The organism is Streptomyces zaehneri (assembly GCF_032248645.1).
Lineage (GTDB): Bacteria > Actinomycetota > Actinomycetes > Streptomycetales > Streptomycetaceae > Streptomyces > Streptomyces coriariae.
The window spans coordinates 464,768-487,453 of the sequence record NZ_JASTTJ010000001.1; the positions used below are offsets into that span (position 1 = coordinate 464,768).

19 protein-coding genes are annotated in these 22,686 nt (G+C 71.5%); 14 read left to right on the forward strand and 5 right to left on the reverse strand.

The genetic code is table 11. The features are described 5' to 3' along the window. Positions 1 to 63: 63 nt before the first annotated feature. Positions 64 to 3,072 carry a tetratricopeptide repeat protein gene (locus tag QQM72_RS02085; protein ID WP_314219036.1) on the reverse strand — a complete coding sequence of 1,003 codons (3,009 nt, stop codon included), beginning with the start codon at positions 3,070 to 3,072 and terminating at the stop codon, positions 64 to 66. Further along, complete coding sequence (locus QQM72_RS02090; RefSeq protein ID WP_314219037.1) at positions 3,072 to 4,919, reverse strand: HSP90 family protein; 1,848 nt, start codon at positions 4,917 to 4,919, stop codon at positions 3,072 to 3,074. Before QQM72_RS02090 ends, QQM72_RS02085 begins: the two co-directional genes overlap by 1 nt. A gap of 167 nt (positions 4,920 to 5,086) precedes the next feature. Here QQM72_RS02090 and recG point away from each other — a divergent pair, with 167 nt between their 5' ends. The 8 genes from recG to mutM all read left to right on the forward strand — a co-directional run bounded on the left by recG (position 5,087) and on the right by mutM (position 12,540). Further along, positions 5,087 to 7,318 carry an ATP-dependent DNA helicase RecG gene (gene recG / locus QQM72_RS02095; RefSeq protein ID WP_314219038.1) on the forward strand — a complete coding sequence of 744 codons (2,232 nt, stop codon included), beginning with the start codon at positions 5,087 to 5,089 and terminating at the stop codon, positions 7,316 to 7,318. A gap of 153 nt (positions 7,319 to 7,471) precedes the next feature. Continuing rightward, the gene (gene rsmD, locus QQM72_RS02100; RefSeq protein ID WP_020128733.1) at positions 7,472 to 8,056 is read left to right on the forward strand and encodes a 16S rRNA (guanine(966)-N(2))-methyltransferase RsmD; all 585 of its coding nucleotides are present in this window, start codon (positions 7,472 to 7,474) and stop codon (positions 8,054 to 8,056) included. Between the two features lie 26 nt (positions 8,057 to 8,082). Further along, positions 8,083 to 8,562: a pantetheine-phosphate adenylyltransferase gene (coaD, locus tag QQM72_RS02105; protein ID WP_314219165.1), complete on the forward strand. Its 480-nt coding sequence runs from the start codon at positions 8,083 to 8,085 to the stop codon at positions 8,560 to 8,562. Between the two features lie 110 nt (positions 8,563 to 8,672). Next, positions 8,673 to 9,773: an ATP synthase F0 subunit B gene (locus tag QQM72_RS02110; RefSeq protein WP_314219039.1), complete on the forward strand. Its 1,101-nt coding sequence runs from the start codon at positions 8,673 to 8,675 to the stop codon at positions 9,771 to 9,773. A gap of 158 nt (positions 9,774 to 9,931) precedes the next feature. Continuing rightward, the gene (locus QQM72_RS02115; RefSeq protein ID WP_314219166.1) at positions 9,932 to 10,579 is read left to right on the forward strand and encodes a YceD family protein; all 648 of its coding nucleotides are present in this window, start codon (positions 9,932 to 9,934) and stop codon (positions 10,577 to 10,579) included. A gap of 2 nt (positions 10,580 to 10,581) precedes the next feature. Beyond that, positions 10,582 to 10,755, forward strand: a complete 174-nt coding sequence (rpmF, locus tag QQM72_RS02120) for a 50S ribosomal protein L32 (protein ID WP_007493396.1) — start codon at positions 10,582 to 10,584, stop codon at positions 10,753 to 10,755. Positions 10,756 to 10,774: 19 nt separating this feature from the next. Further along, on the forward strand, positions 10,775 to 11,590 hold the full coding sequence (rnc, locus tag QQM72_RS02125; RefSeq protein WP_054239747.1) for a ribonuclease III: 816 nt from the start codon (positions 10,775 to 10,777) through the stop codon (positions 11,588 to 11,590). A gap of 89 nt (positions 11,591 to 11,679) precedes the next feature. After that, entirely contained in the window at positions 11,680 to 12,540 is an 861-nt protein-coding gene (gene mutM, locus QQM72_RS02130; RefSeq protein ID WP_314219040.1) for a bifunctional DNA-formamidopyrimidine glycosylase/DNA-(apurinic or apyrimidinic site) lyase, read from the forward strand. On the opposite strand, the gene QQM72_RS02135 is transcribed toward mutM, so the two are convergent. Beyond that, a complete protein-coding gene (locus QQM72_RS02135; RefSeq protein WP_314219041.1) occupies positions 12,513 to 12,914 on the reverse strand; it encodes a winged helix-turn-helix transcriptional regulator in 402 nt (133 codons plus the stop codon). The two genes, mutM and QQM72_RS02135, sit on opposite strands and share 28 nt — an antisense overlap. A gap of 107 nt (positions 12,915 to 13,021) precedes the next feature. Between QQM72_RS02135 and QQM72_RS02140 the strand changes: the two genes are divergently transcribed. Next, entirely contained in the window at positions 13,022 to 13,609 is a 588-nt protein-coding gene (locus QQM72_RS02140) for a flavodoxin family protein (RefSeq protein WP_314219042.1), read from the forward strand. A 45-nt stretch (positions 13,610 to 13,654) separates the two neighbouring features. Here QQM72_RS02140 and QQM72_RS02145 read toward each other — a convergent pair whose 3' ends face one another. Then, a complete protein-coding gene (locus QQM72_RS02145) occupies positions 13,655 to 14,791 on the reverse strand; it encodes a CAP domain-containing protein (RefSeq protein ID WP_314219043.1) in 1,137 nt (378 codons plus the stop codon). Positions 14,792 to 14,989: 198 nt separating this feature from the next. Here QQM72_RS02145 and QQM72_RS02150 point away from each other — a divergent pair, with 198 nt between their 5' ends. The 4 genes from QQM72_RS02150 (at position 14,990) to QQM72_RS02165 (ending at position 21,314) form a co-directional block, all read left to right on the forward strand. Next, complete coding sequence (locus QQM72_RS02150; RefSeq protein ID WP_020128724.1) at positions 14,990 to 15,271, forward strand: acylphosphatase; 282 nt, start codon at positions 14,990 to 14,992, stop codon at positions 15,269 to 15,271. A 379-nt stretch (positions 15,272 to 15,650) separates the two neighbouring features. Continuing rightward, a complete protein-coding gene (locus QQM72_RS02155; RefSeq protein WP_020128723.1) occupies positions 15,651 to 15,854 on the forward strand; it encodes a hypothetical protein in 204 nt (67 codons plus the stop codon). A 267-nt stretch (positions 15,855 to 16,121) separates the two neighbouring features. Next, the gene (gene smc / locus QQM72_RS02160) at positions 16,122 to 19,679 is read left to right on the forward strand and encodes a chromosome segregation protein SMC (protein ID WP_314219044.1); all 3,558 of its coding nucleotides are present in this window, start codon (positions 16,122 to 16,124) and stop codon (positions 19,677 to 19,679) included. 216 nt (positions 19,680 to 19,895) lie between these two features. Then, entirely contained in the window at positions 19,896 to 21,314 is a 1,419-nt protein-coding gene (locus tag QQM72_RS02165) for a sugar porter family MFS transporter (protein WP_314219045.1), read from the forward strand. 96 nt (positions 21,315 to 21,410) lie between these two features. On the opposite strand, the gene QQM72_RS02170 is transcribed toward QQM72_RS02165, so the two are convergent. Then, on the reverse strand, positions 21,411 to 22,382 hold the full coding sequence (locus QQM72_RS02170) for an LLM class flavin-dependent oxidoreductase (RefSeq protein WP_314219046.1): 972 nt from the start codon (positions 22,380 to 22,382) through the stop codon (positions 21,411 to 21,413). Between the two features lie 91 nt (positions 22,383 to 22,473). Here QQM72_RS02170 and QQM72_RS02175 point away from each other — a divergent pair, with 91 nt between their 5' ends. Next, positions 22,474 to 22,677, forward strand: coding sequence for a hypothetical protein (locus QQM72_RS02175; RefSeq protein WP_314219047.1), 204 nt, complete (start codon positions 22,474 to 22,476; stop codon positions 22,675 to 22,677). Positions 22,678 to 22,686 lie beyond the last annotated feature (9 nt).

A 22,686-nucleotide genomic window follows, 5' to 3' on the forward strand; every position in this document is an offset into this window, starting at 1 on the left:
GGAGGCGAGGCGGGCGGACGGCCGGGTCACGAGCGGTCCCCGACGACCGTCCGCCCGGGTCGTTCAACGATCCTTCTGTTCCTCCGCCGCCTGCAACAACTGCTCCGCCTCGGCCCGCCGCGCCCGCACCGTCTCGTCCGCCCCGTTCCCGCCCTCGTCGCCGCCGCTGTAGGCGTCCGGGCCGCCCTCGGCAGCGGCATCGGCATCGGCGTAGGCCCGCAGCACCGCACGCGCGCGTGCCGCCGCAGCCGCGGGGCGTCCCAGGTCGGTCTCCAGCCAGCCCGCGGCCAGCTCCGCGCCGGTCCTGGCGTGCACAGTGCCCTCGCCCAGGGCGACGAACACCGCGACGGCCTCGGCCATCTGGGAGAGCGCCTCGTCCAGGGTCGCCCGGATCGAGTCGTCGTCGGCGTCCTCGGCGGCGGAACGGGCGAGCAGGTCACCGAACTGGCGGTGGGTGTGGCCGAGTTCGGAGACGAGCCGCAGCCGCGCCTCGTCGTCGTCCGCCGTGTCGAACGCGTCCGCGCACTCCTCCACGGCACTCGTCATCAGGTCGCGTGCCGCGTCCGTCCCGTCCTCGGTGCGCAGGGCGAGCCACGCGCGGGCGCGCAGCGAGCGGACGAGCCCGTGGACGTTGCCGAGGCCGCGCCACAGCTCGCCCGCGCGGGCGTAGGCCTGGTCCGCCTCGGTGCGCAGACCGGCCTGGCCGAGCGACTCGGCGGCCAGGTGGGCGAGGGTCGCGTGGTCGTGCTGCTCGGGCCAGTGCCGGGCGATCTCGGCGGCCTGGAGCCGGCGTTCGGCGGCGTCCCGGTGTTCCCCGAGCTCGCTCAGACAGTCACCCAGCCACCACTGCGTCTGGACGACCGCGCCGTCGCCGTGCGTCTCGGCGGTCAGTTCCGCCAGCGCGGACTCCAGCACCTCCGCGGCCTCGGCCCAGCGGCCCTGGCGCACCAGGAACCCGCCGAGCTGGTGCCGCGCCCACGCGCCGAGCGTGGGGCCCGCACCCGCCTCGTCCGCCCAGTGCGCCGCCTCCAGGGCGTGTTCCGCGGCCTCCTCGGCCTCCCCGCGGCCCCCGACGACCTCGGCGAGCTGGAGGTGCAGCTGGGCCCGGCCGACCGCCTCCAGATACGGTCCGCCGTGCTCCAGGGCCGCCCGCAGGGCCCGCTCGGCCTCCCGCATGTCACCCAGCTGATGGGCGAGACCGGCCAGCCGGGCCTCGTACTCCACGGCGAACCACGGCAGACCCGTCGCGATGAACTCCGCCGCGGCCCGCGCGAACAGCTCCGCGCCCGCCTCCGGGTTCCCGGAGTGCGTCGCCAGCTCCGCCAGCATCGCGTGCCCCTCGGCGACCCGGGCGGCGAGCCGTACGTCGGTCCCCGCGCGCCCTTCGACGAGCGCCAGAAGCTCGCGCACCGCCGCCTCCGCCTCCGCGAGGACCGCCTCGTCGACGACCTCCCCCTCGGCCTCGTGGACGCGCCGCATCAGGATCCGCGCCCGGCCCATCAGCACACCCGCCGCCTGCGGCACCGCCGTGTCGCCCTCGGCGTACAGCGCGAGCACCCGGTCGTACGGCTCGGCGACCGCCGCCAGCGCCTCGTCGATCTCGCCGGTCAGCGCACGGACGTACGCGGCACGCGCGCGTGCCGCCAGGGCCTCGCCGGGGTCGCCCGCCCGCGCGTACAGCTCGGCGGCGTGCTCGAACGCTTCGGCGCCGTCGGGACCGAGACCTATCGCCTCGTGGTCGGCGATCTCCGCGCGGTGCCGCGCCTCCAGCTCGACGCCCTCCACCTCCTCGGCCAGCCGGGCCACCCGCGCCCACGCCTCGACGGCATGCGGCTGGAGCGTGTCGGACAGCCGCTGGGCCTCGGCGAGCAGGACCGCCAGATCAGGTTCGACGGCCTCCGCAGCCGGAGCCGGAGCGGCCGCCCCGGGCGCCGCCGCGGCCACGGCGGAGGCGGGACGAGCCGCCCGTACGCCCAGCGGCAGCCGTTCCACCAGGGGCTGCCGGGACATACGCGCGCGTGCCCGGTCGCTGACGTACGACGTGCCGTTGCGCTCGTCGAAGCGCGCGGCCAGCGCCAGGGCCTCCGCGCGCGCGTGCTCCGCGAGTTCCAGCGCCGTCCACTCCCGCCCGGCCGGCCCGGGCACCCGCTGACCGGCGAGACCGAGCTCGGACAGACGCTCCATGAGCAGCACCACCACGCTCAGGAACTCCAGCTTGCTGTGCGGATGCCCCTCGTCCGTGAAGTACGCGGGCCGCTCCGCGAGCAGCTCCAGGCCCCGCGCCTCGTTGCCGGTCAGCGCGCAGAACTCGACGTGGTCGGCGTAGGCGCCCCGCATGCTCTCCATGGACCGCACCAGCCGGAAGCCCCGCAGATGGTGCGCGCGGGCCTCCTCCGGGCGACCGAGGCGCAGCAACGGCACCAGGGACGACGCGAGCACCGTGTGCGGCTCGTGCGCGCACGTGTACTCGCCCTCCAGGACCGGCGCCCACAGCGCGAGCGCCTCCGCGTCGCGGCCCCGCTCAGCCTGCCACCAGCCCTGTCCGTGCAGCTCGCACGCGTGACAGTCGGCCATGGTGTCCCGGTCCGCGGCCAGCCACGCGGAGAACGCCCGCTCCGCCCGCTCCACGTCGCCGACGTGCGCGGCCACGCTGAACTCGGCGCTGCGCACCGCCCGCGTGGAGTGCCCGGCGAGCCGGTAGCGGTGCTCCATCTCGCCGAGCCATTTCTCGACGGACGCCAGCGGTACGTGCGGCTGGTCGAGCATGCCGGCCGACATCCACTTGAAGACCCAGTGCAGCGAGTGCGTCTCGTACTCGTCGAAGTCCTCGGGCCGCTCGTCCCACATGCGCAGCAGCCGCGCGAACGGGACGAACATCTTCGCCTTCTCGGAGCTGTAGTTGTAGACCTTCAGCTGGTGCCCGAGCGCCTCGATCACGGCGAGCGGGATGCCGAGCCTCTCGGCCTCCACCAGCAGCTGCTCCGCGCGCGCGTTGCGGGCCGGGCCCTCCGGCTGCTCGCCGTTCTCCGCCATCGCCCGGCGGAGGGAGTCGAAGTCCGTGATCTCGCTCATCAGTGACCGCCCTGTTCCTCGGTCGGCTCCCCGGGCGCCGACTCCCCGTGCGTGGCCCATTCCAGGAGGCCGATGAACGCCCGGTTCAGCAGCGCCGAGTCCGCGGGCCGCAGCGGGCGCTGTGCCATCAGCAGCGCCTGCCCGTACAGCGACTCCGTGGCGGTGCCGATCAGCTCGGGATCGTTCAACGAACTGATCCGCCGTATCAGCGGGTTGAGATGGTTGAGCACCAGACGCGCGCGCGGGGCGCTCCCGCGCAGCGAGCCCAGAATGCCCGCCCACAGGTCGTCGGCCTGCGCCTCGGCCTGCGCGCGTGCCTGCTCGTGCCGGGCCCCCCGGTCGTCGAGATGCAGCGCGGGCACCGACAACGGGTGAAAGGCCCGCAGGACGACATCGCAGCCCAGCGGGTCGAGCTTCGCCCGCGCGGCCGCCAGGAAGCCCGCCAGCGCCGGCTCGTCGGCCGCGGCGACGGTGTCCAGGTGGGCGGTCACGGTGTCGGCGTCCAGTTCGGCGACCACCGTCCCCGGCCGCACCGACGGCAGCGCCTCGACCAGCTCGCTGTCGTACGTGTAACCGCCGTTGACCACCCCGACGCCCTGCGCGGACGCGATCGGCGCGACCTGCCGGTACTCCTCCACGGTCCGCGTGAAGTGCACCACCGGGTGCCGCTGCGCGAACTCCTCCAGCGACAGCCGTCCGTCGGTCGTCTCGAAGGGCAGCCACGGCAGCATCGTGCGCAGCATCTCCTCGTCGTGCCGCGCCAGGGACTTCACGCCGAGGTGGTGCACCTCCAGGAAGGCAGCCAGCCGGTTCGGATCACCGGCCGCCAGACCCGTCAGCCACGACCGGATCCGTTCCCCCAGCGCCTCCCGGACCGCCGCCAGCGTCTCGTCCTCGTACAGCGACTCCCGTGAGGCCGTCGGCCGCAGGCTGTCGGTGTCCAGGACGCAGCGCACGAAGAACGCCCAGTCGGGCAGCAGCTGTTCGCCCCGCTCGGTCAGCAGCATTCCCTTGAGGTGCACCCGGTGACCGGCGCGCTGCGCCGGGCTGACCGCCGACGGCAGCACGTACGCCACCCCGCGGACCCCCGCCACCGGAAGGTCCAGCTCCACCGAGTCCAACGGCGTGAAGCCGAACAGCTCGTGACAGTGCCGGGCCAGGGCCACCCGCCGGTTGGCGGGGGAGGGGTAGGACCGGTTCCAGGGCGCCGGCAGATCGGTCACCGCCTCCTCGCCGACCCGGACGTCGTAGGGCAGCAGCGATCCGAAGTCCCGGGCCAGGGCCAGCACCCGCCCCTGCGTGAGCCACTCGCCGGCACCGGCCCGCGCCACCAGATGCACGGTGGTACCAGGCTCGGGGCGCTCCTCGTGAGGCAGCGTCCGCACGGTGTAGGAGCCGTCGTCGCGTGCCGTCCACTCCACCGGCGGCGCGTCCGGCGTGCGCGCGCTGCGGCTGACCACGCGGATCCGTTCGGCCACCACGAAACAGGCCAGCAGCCCGATGCCGAACTGCCCGAGGAAGTCCGAACGGACCTCCTGGAGCCCCTCGGCGCGCTTGGAGCTGCGCCCGATCGTCGCCAGCAGGCTGTGCACGTCGGCCTCGGTGAGCCCGACGCCCGAGTCCTCCACCCGCAGCCGGCCCTCGGCCGCGAACAGCCGCACCCGCGCCGGGGCATCGGGCTCCTCGGCCCGCCGGGCGGTGATCGCGTCCACGGCGTTCTGGAGGAGTTCCCGCAGGTAGACCTTGGGGCTCGAGTAGAGGTGATGGGACAGCAGGTCCACCAGACCACGCAGGTCGACCTGGAACGTATGAGGCGGCTGGGATGACTGTGAGGTCTGGGAGTCCATCGCTGCAGCGCCGCGGGCTGGGGGAGGAGCACGGCGCGGGGTCGGGCGGTCCCGGTGGGGCGGTGACCGCGGATGATGGCCGGGGCGCGTCATCCTAGAGCCCGAACGAGCCGTCTGACCAGGGGTTTCGGGACACGTATACGGCAATGTCAGTGGCGTGGTGTGCAATGGATCTCGTGCCCGCGCTGAAAGAACCACTGCAACAGCCACTGAAGTCAGTGCTCGGCCCCGCCACCGCGAAGGTGATGGCCGAGCACCTCGGCCTGCATACCGTCGGCGACCTCCTGCACCACTACCCCCGCAGATACGAGGAGCGCGGCCAGCTCACCCACCTCGCCGACCTCCCCATGGACGAGCACGTCACCGTGGTCGCCCAGGTCGCCGACGCCCGGCTGCACAGCTTCGCCTCGGCCAAGGCCCCCCGGGGCAAGGGCCAGCGCCTGGAGGTGACCATCACCGACGGCAGCGGCCGGCTCCAGCTGGTCTTCTTCGGCAGCGGCGTCCACAAACCCCACAAGGATCTCCTGCCGGGCACGCGCGCGATGTTCTCGGGCAAGGTCTCGGTCTTCAACCGCCGCCTCCAGCTGGCCCATCCGGCCTACGAACTGCTGCGGGCCGACACCGGGGAATCGGTCGAGACCTGGGCCGGCGCCCTCATCCCGCTCTACCCCGCCACCGCGAAACTGGAGTCCTGGAAGATCGGCAAGGCGATCCAGACCGTCCTGCCCAGCGCACAGGAGGTGATCGACCCCCTCCCGGACTCGCTGCGCGACGGCCGTGGCCTGGTCTCCCTCCCCGAGGCCCTGCTGAAGATCCACCGCCCCCACACCAAGGCGGACATCGCCGACGCCCGCGCGCGGCTGAAGTGGGACGAGGCGTTCGTCCTCCAGGTCGCCCTCGCCCGCCGACGCCACGCCGACGCCCAACTCCCGGCCGTTCCCCGCGAGCCCGCCGCCGACGGCCTGCTGACCTCCTTCGACGCCCGGCTCCCCTTCACCCTCACCGAAGGCCAGCAGAAGGTCTCGAAGGAGATCTTCGACGACCTGGCGACGGACCATCCGATGCACCGGCTGCTGCAGGGCGAGGTCGGTTCGGGCAAGACCCTGGTCGCCCTGCGCGCCATGCTCGCCGTGGTCGACGCCGGCGGGCAGGCCGCCATGCTCGCCCCCACCGAGGTCCTCGCCCAGCAGCACCACCGTTCCGTCGTCGAGATGATGGGCGAGCTGGCCGAGGGCGGGATGCTCGGCGGATCCGAGCGGGCCACCAAGGTCGTGGTGCTGACCGGGTCCATGGGCACGGCCGCCCGCAGGCAGGCACTGCTCGACCTCGTCACCGGAGAGGCCGGCATCGTGATCGGCACGCACGCGCTGATCGAGGACAAGGTCCGCTTCCACGACCTCGGGCTGGTCGTCGTCGACGAACAGCACCGCTTCGGCGTCGAACAACGCGACGCTCTGCGCGGCAAGGGCAAACAGCCCCCGCACCTGCTCGTCATGACGGCCACGCCCATTCCGCGCACCGTCGCAATGACCGTCTTCGGCGACCTGGAGACGTCCGTCCTCGACCAGCTCCCGGCCGGCCGCTCGCCGATCGCCAGCCATGTCGTCCCGGCAGCCGACAAGCCGCACTTCCTGGCCCGCGCCTGGGAGCGGGTCCGCGAGGAGGTCGGCAACGGCCATCAGGCGTACGTGGTCTGCCCGCGCATCGGCGACGACGTCGACGAACCGGGGAGCCCGAGGAAGGCCGGCGCCAAGAAGAAGTCCCCCGAGGACGAGGCCGAGAAGCGGCCGCCGCTCGCCGTCCTGGACATCGCCGACCAGCTCGCCAAGGGGCCCTTGCACGGCCTCGGGGTCGAGGTCCTGCACGGCCGCATGCCCCCCGACGACAAGGACGCCGTCATGCGCCGTTTCGCCGCGGGCGACACCGACGTCCTGGTCGCCACGACCGTCATCGAGGTCGGCGTCAACGTCCCGAACGCCACCGCGATGGTGATCATGGATGCCGACCGCTTCGGCGTCTCCCAGCTGCACCAGCTGCGCGGTCGCGTCGGCCGGGGCTCGGCGCCGGGACTGTGCCTCCTGGTCTCCGAGATGCCGGAGGCGAGCGCGGCCCGCCAGCGCCTCAACGCCGTCGCCGCCACCCTCGACGGCTTCGAGCTCTCCCGGATCGACCTCGAACAGCGGCGCGAGGGCGACGTCCTGGGCCAGGCCCAGTCCGGTGCCCGCTCCAGCCTGCGGGTACTCGCGGTCATCGAGGACGAGGAGGTGATCGCGCAGGCGCGCGAGGAGGCGGCCCGCCTGGTCGCCGCGGACCCGGAGCTGGAGACCCTGCCCGGCCTGCGCACGGCCCTGGACGCCCTCCTGGACGAGGAGCGGGAGCAGTACCTGGACAAGGGCTGAGGCCGGCCGCCCCGGACGCGGGGCGCCCCCGGTGCGCGGCTCCGCCGCCGGGGTGCGACGCTTCACGGCCCCCGGCCGCTCCCGCCGGAGCGCACCCGCACATCTGCGCCTGCCAGACTGGACGGGTACCCGCCCCCGAACAAGGACCCCGAGATGACCCGCGTGATCGCCGGCGCAGCCGGTGGACGTCGCCTGGCGGTCCCGCCGGGCACCGGCACCCGCCCCACCTCCGACCGCGCACGCGAGGGTCTCTTCTCCACCTGGCAGTCCCTGCTGGGCGGCCCCCTCGGTGGCGAACGCGTCCTCGACCTGTACGCGGGCTCCGGCGCCGTGGGCCTGGAGGCCCTCTCCCGGGGCGCGGGCCACACCCTCCTCGTCGAGGCCGACGCGCGGGCGGCGCGCACGGTCCGGGAGAACGTGAAGGCCCTCGGCCTGCCCGGCGCGGAGGTCAGAGCCGGCAAGGCCCAGCAGATCATCCAGACACCGCCGACAGCCCCGTACGACCTCGTCTTCCTCGATCCCCCGTACGCCGTCTCGAACGACGATCTTCGGGAGATTCTGCTCACACTCCGCTCGGGGGGCTGGCTCGCGGCCGATGCCCTCGTCACCGTGGAGCGCAGCACCAGAGGCGGGGAGTTCCCCTGGCCGGACGGCTTCGAGGCACTTCGGGCCCGTCGCTACGGCGAGGGAACGTTTTGGTACGGTCGCGCCGCCTCTACGTGCGAAGACGCACGATGACCGGACTGGAGAGCGAGGGACCACAAGTGCGCCGTGCCGTCTGTCCCGGGTCGTTCGACCCGATCACCAACGGACACCTCGACATCATTTCCCGCGCCTCTCGTCTGTACGACGAGGTCTATGTCGCGGTCATGATCAACAAGGCCAAGAAGGGCCTGTTCGAGATCGACGAACGGATCGACCTGATCCGCCAGGTCACCGCCGAGTACGGCAACGTCCGGGTCGAGGCCTTCCACGGCCTCCTCGTCGACTTCTGCAAGCAGCGCGAGATTCCGGCCATCGTCAAGGGCCTGCGGGCGGTCAGCGACTTCGACTACGAGCTGCAGATGGCCCAGATGAACAACGGCCTCTCGGGCGTCGAGACGCTGTTCGTGCCGACCAACCCCACGTACAGCTTCCTCTCCTCCTCCCTGGTCAAGGAGGTCGCCACCTGGGGCGGCGACGTCTCCCACCTGGTGCCGCCGCTGGTCCTGGAAGCACTGGGCGAACGGCTCAGGAAGGACTGACTCCGGGACCGGTTCGCTGACGGCTCGTCACCCGGTGTCCGGCGGACACCTCATGGCCGTACAGTCGTCCCGTCCGTCTCCAACACAGCGCAGAGAGTGGCGAGCAACCGGTGGACGTGCAGAAGAAGCTCGACGAGATCGTCACGGCGGTCTCCAGTGCCCGGTCGATGCCGATGTCGGCCTCGTGTGTGGTCAACCGCGCGGACCTGCTCGCCCTGCTGGAAGAGGTGCGCGGGGCCCTTCCCGACTCCCTCGCCCAGGCCGAGGAGTTGATCGGCGGCCGTGAGCAGATGGTCGAGCAGGCCCGCCAGGAGGCCGAGCGGATCATCTCCACCGCGCACGCCGAGCGCGGCTCGCTGATCTCCGACACCGAGATCGCCCGCCGCTCGCAGTCCGAGGCGGACCGCATCCTCGCCGAGGCCCGCAAGGAGGCCGAGGAGGTCCGCGCCGAGGCCGACGACTACGTCGACTCCAAGCTCGCGAACTTCGAGGTCGTCCTCACCAAGACGCTCGGCTCCGTCGGCCGCGGCCGCGAGAAGCTCCTCGGCACCGGGCCCGGCACCGACGAGCACGGCTACGAGGACGAGGACGCCCCCGAGCGCAGCCACGACCCCGAGACCCTGCGCCGCGACGCCGACGCCTACGTCGACACCAAACTGGGCGCCTTCGAGGCGGTCCTCGCCAAGACCCTGGACGCGGTCGGCCGCGGCCGCCAGAAGCTGCACGGCCGTATCGCCACGGACGACCTCGGCGCCCTCGCCGACGACGCCACGGTGTTCCAGCACTCCTCCGACGCCGACTACCTCGCCGACCTGACCGCCCTCGCGGAGCAGGACGCCGCGGCGGCGCAGCCCGTCCAGCAGCCGTACGACCAGCCGGAACCGCAGCCGGCCTACGGCTACCAGCAGCAGACCGACCCCTACGGCGGCTATCAGCAGCAGGGCTACGGCCAGCAGGATGCCTACGGCTACCAGCAGCAGGCCGATCCGTATTCCCCCACTTTTGACTACGCTCAATCGGGCGGGGCCCCCGTCCAGGGCTACGACACCCAGCAGGCCCCGTACGACCCGAACCAGGCAGCGCAGCAGCCCCAGCAGCAACACCAGCAGCAGGTCCAGCAGGGATACGCCCTCGACGAGACCAGCCTCTTCGACACCGGCATGATCAGTGCCGAGCAGCTGCGCGCCTTCGAGCAGGAACGCGGCCTGTAGCACCGGGGCAGCCCGGGAAAAGGCCCCGGATTGGGCTGTGGGCGAATGCTCCAGTATCCTGGCTCTTCGGTCGCGTGTACGTCCGCGATCACAGCTGCCCGCAGCACCGTAGTAGGGCAGCATCCCCCGAGCTCAGAAGATCGAAAGCAGGAACGGCCCTGAACGCCCGCCTCGACCACCGCAAGCCTCTCGTGTTCGACACACACGAGCTGGGGCGGCGTCCTGGTGCGCTGCAGCGCCTGACCCGCGAGTTCGACGCTCCCCGGGATCTCGGGATCCAGGGAGTGATCGGAGTGCCGGAAGGCGCCCCGGTGGAACTCGATCTCCGACTCGAGTCGGTCATGGAAGGTGTGCTCGTCACAGGCACCGCCCGTGCACAGGCCGAGGGGGAGTGCGTAAGGTGTCTGGAGCCGCTGGAGCTGGTGCTCGAAGCGGACTTCCAGGAGATGTTCTCGTACCCTGACGCCGACGACCGGGGCCGCCCCAAAGCGGAGCCGGTCGACGACGCCGAGGAAGACGAGGACAGGCTCTTCATCGAGGACGGCTTGTTCGACCTCGAACCCGTGCTGCGTGATGCGGTGGTGCTCGCACTGCCGATGCAGCCGGTGTGCCAGGACGACTGTCTGGGCCTGTGCTCCGAGTGCGGAGCGCGGCTCACGGACGACCCGGACCACCACCACGACGCCACCGACATCCGTTGGGCGGCATTGCAGGGACTCGCCGGTTCACTCGAAGACGGCGAGAAGGACGAGATGAGTGGCGAAGCGCCTCGATCGGCGCGCGCCAACGAGAAGCAGGAGAAGTAGCCGTGGCTGTTCCGAAGCGGAAGATGTCGCGCAGCAACACGCGCCACCGCCGGTCGCAGTGGAAGGCTGCGGTCCCCACCCTGGTTGCGTGCGAGCGCTGCCACGAGCCCAAGCTGCAGCACATTGCGTGCCCGTCTTGCGGCACCTACAACAAGCGCCAGGTTCTCGAGGTCTGAGCGGCTGGTGAGAGGCTCCATGTCTGACGCCAAGGCGGACACGACCGCCAAGAAAAAGGCGGAGAACACGGCCTCGTCCCACACGCTTCTGGAAGGGCGGCTCGGCTATCAGCTCGAGTCCGCCCTTCTGGTGCGTGCGCTGACCCACCGTTCCTTCGCATACGAGAACGGCGGTCTGCCGACCAACGAGCGGCTGGAGTTCCTCGGGGACTCCGTGCTCGGCCTCGTCGTCACGGACACGCTGTATCGCACCCACCCCGACCTGCCCGAAGGCCAGCTGGCCAAGTTGCGGGCCGCGGTGGTCAACTCGCGTGCGCTGGCGGAGGTCGGTCGTGGCCTCGACCTGGGCTCCTTCATCCGGCTCGGCCGGGGCGAAGAGGGCACGGGCGGCCGGGACAAGGCATCCATCCTCGCCGACACCCTCGAAGCGGTGATCGGTGCGGTCTATCTCGATCAGGGCCTCGACGCGGCCTCCGAACTGGTGCACCGCCTGTTCGACCCGCTGATCGAGAAGTCCTCGAACCTCGGTGCCGGCCTGGACTGGAAGACCAGTCTCCAGGAGCTCACCGCGACCGAAGGCCTCGGTGTCCCCGAGTACCTGGTCACGGAGACCGGCCCCGACCACGAGAAGACCTTCACTGCTGCTGCCCGCGTCGGAGGCGTCTCGTACGGCACCGGCACCGGCCGCAGCAAGAAGGAGGCGGAGCAGCAGGCCGCCGAGTCCGCATGGCGGTCCATCCGGGCCGCGGCGGACGAGCGTGCCGAGGCGGCGAAGGCCGTCGAGGCCGTCCCGGCGGCCGACGGCAGCCCGGACCCGGAGTCCGCCTCCGCCTGACGAACAGCGGCACAGCAGAAAAGTAGAACAGCAGTACGAGACGAGCGCCCGCCCCCGTTGGGAGGCGGGCGCTCCGTACGGGGGATCCCATGCCCGAGTTGCCCGAGGTCGAGGTCGTCCGGCGCGGTCTGGAGCGGTGGGTCGCCCATCGCACGGTCGCCGAGGCCGAGGTGCTGCACCCGCGTGCCGTACGCCGTCATGTCGCCGGCTCCGACGACTTCGCGCACCGGCTCAAGGGCCACCGCATCGGCGCCCCCAGCCGCCGGGGCAAGTATCTGTGGCTGCCGCTGACGGACACGCACCAGGCGGTGCTCGCCCACCTCGGCATGAGCGGGCAGCTCCTGGTCCAGCCGCACGAGGCCCCCGACGAGAAGCACCTGCGCGTCCGGGTGCGCTTCGCGGACGAGGTGAACACCGAGCTCCGCTTCGTCGACCAGCGCACCTTCGGCGGACTGTCGCTGCACGACACCACCCCCGACGGCCTTCCGGACGTCATCGCGCACATCGCCCGTGACCCCCTCGACCCGCTGTTCGACGACGAGGCGTTCCACCAGGCGCTGCGGCGCAAGCGCACCACCATCAAGCGCGCCCTGCTCGACCAGTCGCTGATCAGCGGGGTCGGCAACATCTACGCGGACGAGGCGCTGTGGCGTGCCCGTCTGCACTACGACCGTCCTACCGCGAACCTCACCCGTCCCCGCACGCTCGAACTCCTCGGCCATGTCCGGGACGTGATGAACGCGGCGCTCGCCGTGGGCGGCACCAGCTTCGACAGCCTGTATGTCAACGTCAACGGCGAGTCCGGCTACTTCGACCGGTCGCTGGACGCGTACGGCCGCGAGGGCCTGCCCTGCAAGCGGTGTGCCACGCCGATGGTCCGGCGCCCGTGGATGAACCGGTCCAGCTACTTCTGCCCGAAGTGTCAGAAGGTGCCGCGCGTCCCGTCGTAGCGCTCGCGGGCGGCCAGTACGTCGCTCATGCGCCCCTCCACGCAGTGGATGAGGGACAGCAGGCGCTCGGCCAGCTCGCGTCCCAGCGGCGTCAGTTCGTAGTCCACGCGGGGCGGGTTGGTCGGCTGGGCCTCGCGGTGCACCAGGCCGTCGCGCTCCAGCGCGTGCAGCGTCTGGGAGAGCATCTTCTCGCTCACGCCGTCCACCCGGCGGCGCAGCTCGTTGAAGCGCAGCGAACCCTCGTACAGGGCCCCGAGCGTGAGTCCGCCCCAGCGGCCCGTGACGTGCTCCAGCGTGCCGCGCGAGGGGCAGGCCTTGGCGAACACGTCGAACGGGAGGTCCTGGTCCTCCGCGCGCTCCTGGGTGACGTCCATATGTCAAGCGTACTCGAAGGCAGCGCTATCCGGCAGGTTGCACTAACCAAAAGTTAGTGCTTTCCTGTGGTTACCGCATTCGACCTGCCCTGTTCAAGGAGTGCCGCATGTCCACGCCCGTTATCGCTGTCGCCTACCACTCCGGCTACGGCCACACCGCCGTACTCGCCGAGGCCGTCCGTGCCGGGGCCGCCGACGCCGGGGCGGAGGTGCGCCTGATCAAGGTCGACGAGATCACCGAGGAGCAGTGGACGCTGCTCGACGGTTCCGACGCGATCGTCTTCGGCTCCCCGACCTACATGGGGACCGCGTCCGGTGCCTTCCACGCCTTCGCCGAGGCGACCTCCGCGCGCTGGGCCACCCAGGCGTGGAAGGACAAGCTCGCCGCCGGGTTCACCAACTCCGGCTCCAAGAGCGGCGACAAGCTGCACACGCTGCAGTTCTTCCAGATCCTCGCCGCGCAGCTCGGCATGCACTGGGTCAACCTCGGCCTGCTGCCCGGCTGGAACAGCAGCACCGCGTCCGAGCACGACCTCAACCGCCTGGGCGTCTTCCTGGGTGCGGCCGCGCAGACCAACGTCGACGAGGGCCCGGACGCCGTCCACAAGGCCGACGCGGCGACGGCGGAACACCTGGGGCGGCGCGTAGCCGAGACCGCGAAGGTCTTCCTGGCCGGCCGCACCCAGGCTGCTTGATCGTTTCTGCGGGCCCGGTACCCGCCGCCCGATCCCTCTTCGGCCCTAGTAGCCGAAGTCCTGTGTCCACCAAGGGCCGCCTGAGCCCAGGTGGACACCGACGCCCAGCGTCTTGAAGTCGCAGTTCAGGATGTTGGCCTTGTGGCCGGGGCTGTTCATCCAGGCCTCCATGACCGCGGCCGCGTCGGCCTGGCCACGGGCTATGTTCTCGCCGCCGAGGTCGGATATCCCGGCCTTCGCGGCCCGGTCCCACGGGGTCGCCCCGTCCGGATCGGTGTGGTCGAAGAAGCCGCGCGCGGCCATGTCGTCGCTGAACTGCTCGGCGAGCGTCGACAGCGCGCTGTTGGCGGAGACGGCACTGCACCCGACCTTGGCCCGCTCCTCGTTGACCAGCTTCAGCACCTCGGCCGCGGCCTGTGCCTCGGCCGAGACCGTCACCGGGGACTCGGACTTCTCCGGTGCCTTGGTGGCCGTCTTCGACTTGGACGGAGTGGTCTTCGGCTTCTTCGAGGGCGTGGCCTGCGGCTTCTCGGTGGCCGTCTCGGTCGGCGACGCCGACGCGGTGGAGGTGGAGGGGGAAGGCGTGGGCGAGACCGAGGGCGAGGTGGACCGGCCGGAGTCGCGGCTGGTCGACGTACCACCGCGTTCGGTGTCGGCGGCGGAGCCGGACGTGCCGCCCTGCTCGGAGGCCGAGTTGGTCGGGGAGTCGGCGGCCTGCACCTTGTCGCCCGCGCCGCTGCCGCCGCCGAGCTGGTAGTTGTCGAGACCGGGCACCATGCCCGTGGCCACCGCGACGGTGCCGATGGCGACGGCCGCGGAGACACCCAGCAGGCCCGACTTGACCGGTGTGGCGACCTTGCGCTTGCGGCGGCGGCCGGCCGCCGCCCGGTTCGAGCCCGGCCGAAGGTCACCGTCGTCGGGCAGGAAGCCGTCCACCGAGAAGACCGCGGTGTCGTCGTGGGCGTACTCGTCGCCGGTGGCGTACAGGTACTCCCGGCTCCTGGCGACGGAGTCGGCGTACGCCTCCGGGTTCAGATATGGGGCGATGCCCATCGTGGGGCGCTCGGCGGCGTACGGGTCCTGCGGGGTGTGACTGTCCGCGTGCGAGCCGTGCGTCTGTGTGACCCCCGTGGCGCGGCTCGTGGCGGCGCGGCCGGCGGCGGAGCGTCGGTGGCGTCCCATGTCCTTGCCTTCCTCGTCCAAGCGGTGTTCCCGTCGGTCGGCCGAAGCGCCGGGGCGACGCGCGCCTCCTGCGCCCTCTGGTCGACCTGACTCACCCGATCGAGTGAGTTTCATATGAGAATCATTGGGTGGGGACGGTACCGCATGGCCCTGAGGGGGGAAGCGCCCGGAGCGACTTTGCCCGGTTAGGTTGCACCCATGAACGAGGATGTACGGCTGGTCGCCTGGGTGCGCGGACACGTCCAGGGCGTGGGTTTCCGCTGGTTCACCCGGGCCAAGGCGCTGGAGATCGGCGGACTGAGTGGTTTTGCTCTCAATCTGGCCGACGGACGGGTTCAGGTCGTCGCGGAAGGGGCCCGAGAGGGCTGTGAGGGGCTGCTCGGGTGGCTCCTGGGTGACGACACGCCCGGGCGGGTGGACGGCGTCACCGAGATATGGGACACACCGCGCGGCGGCTACGACGGCTTCGCCATCCGCTGAGGAATTCGCGCGGAGCGGCCCGGAACGGGCGCCGGTACATGCCAGCGGCACCTGCCCCGGCGAAAAGGGGCAGGTGGTTGCCGAGAACTGCTTGCGGTGGGACGCTCCGCACGTCAGGATGATCGCCACGCCCCGAGGGCCCCGCAGGAGTCGCAGCGCCGCCGTTCAGGCCGCGCGCCACCGGGATGCCCGCCAATACGGGGCGTGATCGTGTTGACCGTCAAACTTTTTGGTGAGACGCTGAAAGCACCCCCCGCACCTCAGCTGTTTGGCATGGATGAACGGCAGCACCACCAAGATCCTGGCAAGCACCGCGGGTGCGAATCCCTCACGACCCACACCGCTTCGGTCGGTCACTCATTGTGGAGGACCATCCATCATGGCAAAGGCGCTTCTCGGTTACGTCGGCGGCTCCGACCCGCGACTCCTCGCCGAGATGCGACGGCTCCAGCAGCGTGTACAGGACCTGGAATCCGAGCTCGGACGGATCCAGGCCGAGAACGACGCGCTGACGGCTGCCGCTTCTCACGAATCGCTTCTGGAGAGCATCGACGCACGCCAGGCGGAGCCTGCGCTCACCTGATCGCTGCACCGCTGTACAACGGCACACGCAGTGGTCGGGCGGCTCATCTCACCGCGTCGGACCGCTAAGTTGTCAGAGTTTGCAAGGGACGCTTCGGCGTCCCTTCTTTCTTTCCCCCGCCTCGTCTTTCCCGCCGTCGTCCCGCTCGTTCTTCTGCTTCCCCCGTGCACCCTTTCAGTCTCTTAACGTCTGGTGTGCCCTGCGCGTTCATGGGTGAAACCGCGGGTTCATGGAGTGAGACACCCCCGGAAGGTAGAGTCCAGCGCCGTGCACCTCAAGGCCCTGACCCTCCGAGGGTTCAAGTCGTTCGCATCGGCGACCACGCTCAGGTTCGAACCGGGGATCACGTGCGTCGTCGGACCGAACGGCTCGGGCAAGTCCAACGTCGTCGACGCGCTCAGCTGGGTCATGGGCGAGCAGGGCGCCAAGTCGCTGCGCGGCGGCAAGATGGAGGACGTCATCTTCGCCGGCACCACCGGCCGCCCCCCGCTGGGCCGCGCCGAGGTGTCCCTGACCATCGACAACTCCGACGGGGCGCTGCCCATCGAGTACGCCGAGGTCACCATCACGCGGATCATGTTCCGCAACGGCGGCAGCGAATACCAGATCAACGGTGACACCTGCCGGCTCCTCGACATCCAGGACCTGCTGTCCGACTCCGGCATCGGCCGCGAGATGCACGTCATCGTCGGCCAGGGCCAGCTCGACTCCGTCCTGCACGCCGATCCGATGGGCCGCCGCGCGTTCATCGAGGAGGCCGCGGGCGTCCTCAAGCACCGCAAGCGCAAGGAGAAGGCGCTCAGGAAACTGGACGCGATGCAGGCCAACCTCGCGCGCGTGCAGGACCTGACCGACGAACTACGGCGTCAGCTCAAGCCTCTCGGCCGTCAGGCCGCCGTCGCCCGCCGCGCCGCCGTCATCCAGGCCGACCTGCGCGACGCCCGCCTGCGCCTCCTCGCCGACGATCTCGTACGGCTGCGCGAGGCCCTCCGGGCCGAGGTCGCCGACGAGGCCGCCCTCAAGGAGCGCAAGGAGGCCGCCGAGCAGGAACTGCGCAAGGCCCTCCAGCGGGAGGCCCTCCTGGAGGACGAGGTCCGCCGGCTCGCGCCGCGCCTCCAGCGTGCCCAGCAGACCTGGTACGAGCTGTCCCAGCTCGCCGAACGCGTCCGCGGCACGATCTCGCTCGCCGACGCGCGCGTGAAGAGCGCGACCTCCGCGCCGCCCGAGGAACGCCGCGGCCGCGATCCCGAGGACATGGAGCGCGAGGCCGCCCGGGTCCGCGAGCAGGAGGCCGAGCTGGAGGCAGCCCTCGAAGCGGCCCAGCACGCGCTCGACGACACCGTCTCCCACCGCGCCGACCTGGAGCGGGAGCTCGCCGTCGAGGAACGTCGGCTGAAGGACGTCGCCCGGTCCATCGCCGACCGCCGTGAAGGCCTGGCCAGGCTGAACGGCCAGGTCAACGCGGCCCGTTCGCGTGCCGCCTCCGCCCAGGCCGAGATCGACCGGCTCGCCGCCGCCCGCGACGAGGCCCAGGAGCGGGCCGTCACCGCGCAGGAGGAGTACGAGGAGCTCAAGGCGGAGGTCGACGGCCTCGACGCGGGTGACCAGGAGCTGGGGGAACAGCACGAGGCGGCCAAGCGCCGGCTCGTCGAGGCGGAGGCCGCTCTCACCTCCGCCCGCGAGGCGCTCACGGGGGCCGAACGCAGACGCGCCGCGACCCAGGCCCGCCACGAGACCCTGGCGATGGGCCTGCGCCGCAAGGACGGCACGGGCGCGCTGCTCGGCGCACGGGACCGGCTGAGCGGACTGCTGGGTCCGGCGGCCGGACTGCTGACGGTGACACAGGGGTACGAGGTTCCCCTCGCGGCGGCCTTCGGGGCGGCGGCGGACGCCCTCGCCGTGACCGGTCCGTCCGCGGCCGCCGAGGCGATCCGCCTGCTGCGCAAGCAGGACGGCGGCCGGGCCGCGCTGTTGCTGAGCGGCGCTTCGGACGACGTACCCGAGGAGCCGCGGGAGACCGAAGGAGCGCGGTACGCCGCCGACCTCGTCCGGGGCCCCGCCGATCTCCTGCCCGCCGTACGGCGTCTCCTGCGGGGGATCGTCGTCGTCGGCACGCTGGAGGACGCCGAGGAGGTCGTCTACGCCAGGCCCGATCTGACCGCCGTCACCGCCGAGGGCGACCTGCTGGGGGCGCACTTCGCGCACGGCGGGTCCGCCGGGGCGCCCAGTCTGCTGGAGGTGCAGGCGTCCGTCGACGAGGCCGCGGCCGAGCTCGAGGAACTGGCCGTGCGGTGCGAGGAGTTGACCCGGGCGCAGCTCGCGGCGGGGGAGCGGCGCAAGGAGTGTGCCGCGCTCGTCGAGGAGTCGGGGGAGCGGCGGCGGGCCGCCGACCGGGAGAAGTCGGCCGTGGCCCAGCAGCTCGGGCGGCTCGCGGGCCAGGCTCGGGGCGCCGCCGGTGAGGCCGAGCGGTCCACGGCGGCCGCGGTGCGGGCGCAGGAGGCGCTGGACCGGGCCGTGGAAGAGGCCGAGGAACTGGCCGAACGGCTGGCCGTCGCCGAGGAGATGCCGGTCGAGGAGGAGCCCGACACCTCCGCGCGCGACCGGCTCGCCGCGGACGGGGCCAACGCCCGGCAGACCGAGATGGAGGCGCGGCTCCAGGTCCGTACGCACGAGGAGCGGGTGAAGGGGCTGGCCGGGCGGGCCGACTCGCTGGACCGGGCCGCGCGGGCGGAACGCGAGGCACGCGCGCGTGCCGAGCAGCGGCGGGCGCGGCTGCGGCACGAGGCCGCCGTCGCGGAGGCCGTCGCCTCCGGTGCGCGCCAACTGCTCATCCATGTCGAGGTGTCCCTCGGGCGGGCCGAGGCGGAGCGGGTCGCCGCCGATGCCGCGAAGGCGCGGCGCGAGCAGGAACTGGCCGCCGCCCGCACCGCCGGACGCGACCTCAAGGCCGAGCTGGACAAGCTGACGGACTCGGTCCACCGGGGCGAGGTGCTCGGCGCCGAGAAGCGGATGCGGATCGAGCAGCTGGAGACCAAGGCGCTGGAGGAGCTGGGCGTGGAGCCCGCGGGGCTCGTCTCCGAGTACGGACCCCACCAGCCGGTGCCGCCCTCGCCGCCCGCCGAGGGCGAGGTGCTGCCGGAGGACCCCGAGGACCCGCGCAACCAGCCGAGGCGCTTCCTGCGGGCCGAGCAGGAGAAGCGGCTGCGGGCGGCCGAACGCGCCTATCAGCAGCTCGGCAAGGTGAACCCGCTTGCCCTGGAGGAGTTCTCCGCGCTGGAGGAGCGGCACAAGTTCCTCAGCGAGCAGCTGGAGGACCTCAAGAAGACCCGTGCCGACCTCCTTCAGGTGGTGAAGGAGGTCGACGAGCGGGTCGAGCAGGTCTTCACCGAGGCGTTCCGGGACACCGCACGGCAGTTCGAGGGTGTGTTCAGCCGGCTCTTCCCGGGCGGTGAGGGGCGGCTGATCCTGACCGACCCCGACAACATGCTCACCACGGGCGTCGACGTCGAGGCCCGGCCGCCCGGCAAGAAGGTCAAGCGGCTCAGCCTGCTCTCCGGTGGCGAGCGGTCGCTGACCGCCGTCGCCATGCTGGTGTCGATCTTCAAGGCCCGGCCCAGCCCGTTCTATGTCATGGACGAGGTCGAGGCCGCTCTCGACGACACCAACCTGCAGCGGCTGATCCGGATCATGCAGGAGCTCCAGGAGTCCTCGCAGCTGATCGTGATCACGCACCAGAAGCGCACGATGGAGGTCGCCGACGCGCTGTACGGCGTGTCCATGCAGGGCGACGGTGTGTCGAAGGTCATCAGCCAGCGCCTGCGCTGAGCGGCCCGGAGCGGGGTACCAGAAACCAAGCTCCGAGCATCTCTTCAAGAGTTGAACACATGCTCCTCGCATGTGCGCTGAAACCTCACAGTCGGACCCTCTTGACTTCGACACTTGAAGGCATAGTCTCGGCACCGTTGCTTTTACCTTCAGGTACCACCTATCTGGAGGTGTTGATCCCGTCGGCGGCGTTGCCGGCGGCCCGAGGAGTTGAACGTGACCAGCACAGAGCAGGCACAAAAGTCAGGAGCCGGGACGGCTCACCCCGATCATCTCGGGCACGTCATCTTCATCGCGGCGGCGGCCGCGATGGGCGGCTTCCTCTTCGGCTACGACAGCTCCGTCATCAACGGCGCGGTCGAGGCCATCCGGGACCGCTACGACGTCGGCTCCGCGGCCCTGGCGCAGGTCATCGCCATCGCCCTGATCGGCTGCGCCATCGGCGCCGCGACCGCCGGCCGTATCGCCGACCGCATCGGCCGCATCCGGGTCATGCAGATCGCCGCCGTGCTGTTCACCGTCAGCGCCGTCGGCTCGGCGCTGCCCTTCGCGCTGTGGGACTTCGCCGCGTGGCGGGTCGTCGGCGGCTTCGCCATCGGCATGGCCTCCGTCATCGGCCCCGCCTACATCGCGGAGGTCGCCCCGCCCGCCTACCGCGGCCGCCTCGGGTCCTTCCAGCAGGCCGCGATCGTCATCGGCATCGCGATCTCGCAGCTGGTCAACTGGGGTCTGCTGAACGCCGCCGGCGGCGACCAGCGCGGCGAGCTCATGGGCCTGGAGGCCTGGCAGGTCATGCTGGGCGTCATGGTGGTCCCGGCCGTCCTCTACGGCCTGCTGTCCTTCGCCATCCCCGAGTCCCCGCGCTTCCTGATCTCCGTCGGCAAGTACGAGCGGGCCCGCGGCATCCTCCAGGAGGTCGAGGGCGAGAAGATCGACCTGGACGCCCGCGTCGCCGAGATCGAGCACGGGATGAGGAGCGAGCACAAGTCCACCTTCAAGGACCTGCTCGGCGGCTCCTTCTTCTTCAAGCCGATCGTCTGGGTCGGCATCGGCCTGTCGGTCTTCCAGCAGTTCGTCGGCATCAACGTCGCCTTCTACTACTCCTCGACGCTGTGGCAGTCGGTCGGCGTCGACCCGACGGACTCGTTCTTCTACTCCTTCACCACGTCGATCATCAACATCGTCGGCACCGTGATCGCGATGATCTTCGTGGACCGCGTCGGCCGCAAGCCGCTGGCCCTCATCGGCTCCATCGGCATGGTCGTCGGCCTCGGGCTGGAGGCCTGGGCGTTCTCCTTCGACCTGGTCGACGGCAAGCTGCCGGCCACCCAGGGCTGGATCGCCCTGATCGCCGCCCACGTGTTCGTCCTCTTCTTCGCCCTGTCCTGGGGCGTGGTCGTCTGGGTCTTCCTCGGCGAGATGTTCCCCAACCGGATCCGTGCCGCCGCCCTCGGCGTGGCCGCCTCCGCGCAGTGGATCGCCAACTGGGCCATCACCGCGAGCTTCCCGTCGCTGGCCGACTGGAATCTCTCCGCGACCTACGTGATCTACACGGTCTTCGCCGCGCTCTCCATCCCGTTCGTCCTGAAGTACGTCAAGGAGACGAAGGGCAAGTCGCTGGAGGAGATGGGCTGAGCCTCTGCGAGAGGCCCCCGAGCCCCCTGATCTCGAGGAGCCGGGCCACATCCCCGCTGCCCGCTCCTCGATACCCGTAGGACGCGCCGCCCCGGCTCACCCGTCGAGCCGGGGCAGCACGTTCTCGCAGAACAGCCGCAGTCCGCGCCACCCCTCCGCCGTCGGCATCCCGCCGGCCAGCGGATGCAGGACGAGGTTGTCGAGCCCCTGCGCCACGCACTCGTCCGGCGTGAGGATCCGGTAGACCCCCTCGTCCCGGAGCTCCCGGACGCTGCCCGCCGCCGACCGCACCGCCGAGCGGATCTCGCCGGACTGCCAGGAGGCGTACGTCCGTGCCTCGTGCAGGAAGTGTTCGCCGTACTCGGCCCACGCCCGGTCCGGATCCTCGGCGATGTGCAGCAGCGGGGTCTCGGCGGCCGGCATCATCGTCCAGCCCTCGGTCCCGTACTCCACGAGCCGCTCCTTGTAGTACGCCTCCAGCTCCGGAAGGTGCGCGCTGGGGAAGAAGGGCAGGCCGAGCCGGGCGGCCCGGCGGGCAGCCGCCTTCGAGGAGCCGCCGACCAGCAGCAGGGGGTGCGGAGCGGAGGACGGACGCGGGGTGACCCGTACGGTACGGCCCCGGTACTCGAACTCCTCGCCGGTCCAGGCCTTCAGCAGGGTGTCGAGAAGCTCGTCCTGGAGCCGCCCGCGCCGCTTCCAGTCCACCCCCGCCCGGTCGTACTCCTCGGGCCGGTACCCGATCCCGGCGACCGTGACCAGCCGGCCGCCGCTCAGCAGGTCGAGCACCGCGATGTCCTCGGCCAGCCGCAGCGGGTCGTGCAGCGGACCGATCACCGCCGAGACGGTGACCGCGAGCCGCCGGGTCGCGCCGAGCACGGCGCCCGCGAAGGCGAACGGCGACGGCAGCCAGTTGTTCTCGGCCCCGTGATGCTCCTCGGTCTGTACGGTCGTGACCCCGCACTCGTCGGCGTACGCGGCCATCTCCAGAGCGGCCCGGTACCGCACACCGAGCTCGGCCGGGGTCGCGCCGGGAGCGACGAGGTTGAAACGGACGACGGTGACGGGCATGGGAGGCCCCCCTTCGGCGGATGTGGGGGACCGTAGCTGACGATGTGTCAGATGGCCATGGGTCGGTACGAGCCGGCCGTACGCTCCGGCCATGACCCGAGCCGTCGTGCCGACCGCCCCCCGGGGCGAGGCCGGGCGGGGGCGCGTCGCCCGCTGGCCCGACCCCGACGACCTGCTGTGGCTCGCGGAGCACTGCCGCTGTCCCGCGGACGCGCCCGCGGAGGTCGAGGACCGCTGTCAGCGCCCGCGCTCCTGGGCGAGGGCCGCGCCGCACAAGAGCGGGCCGACGGACTGACGCGCGGCC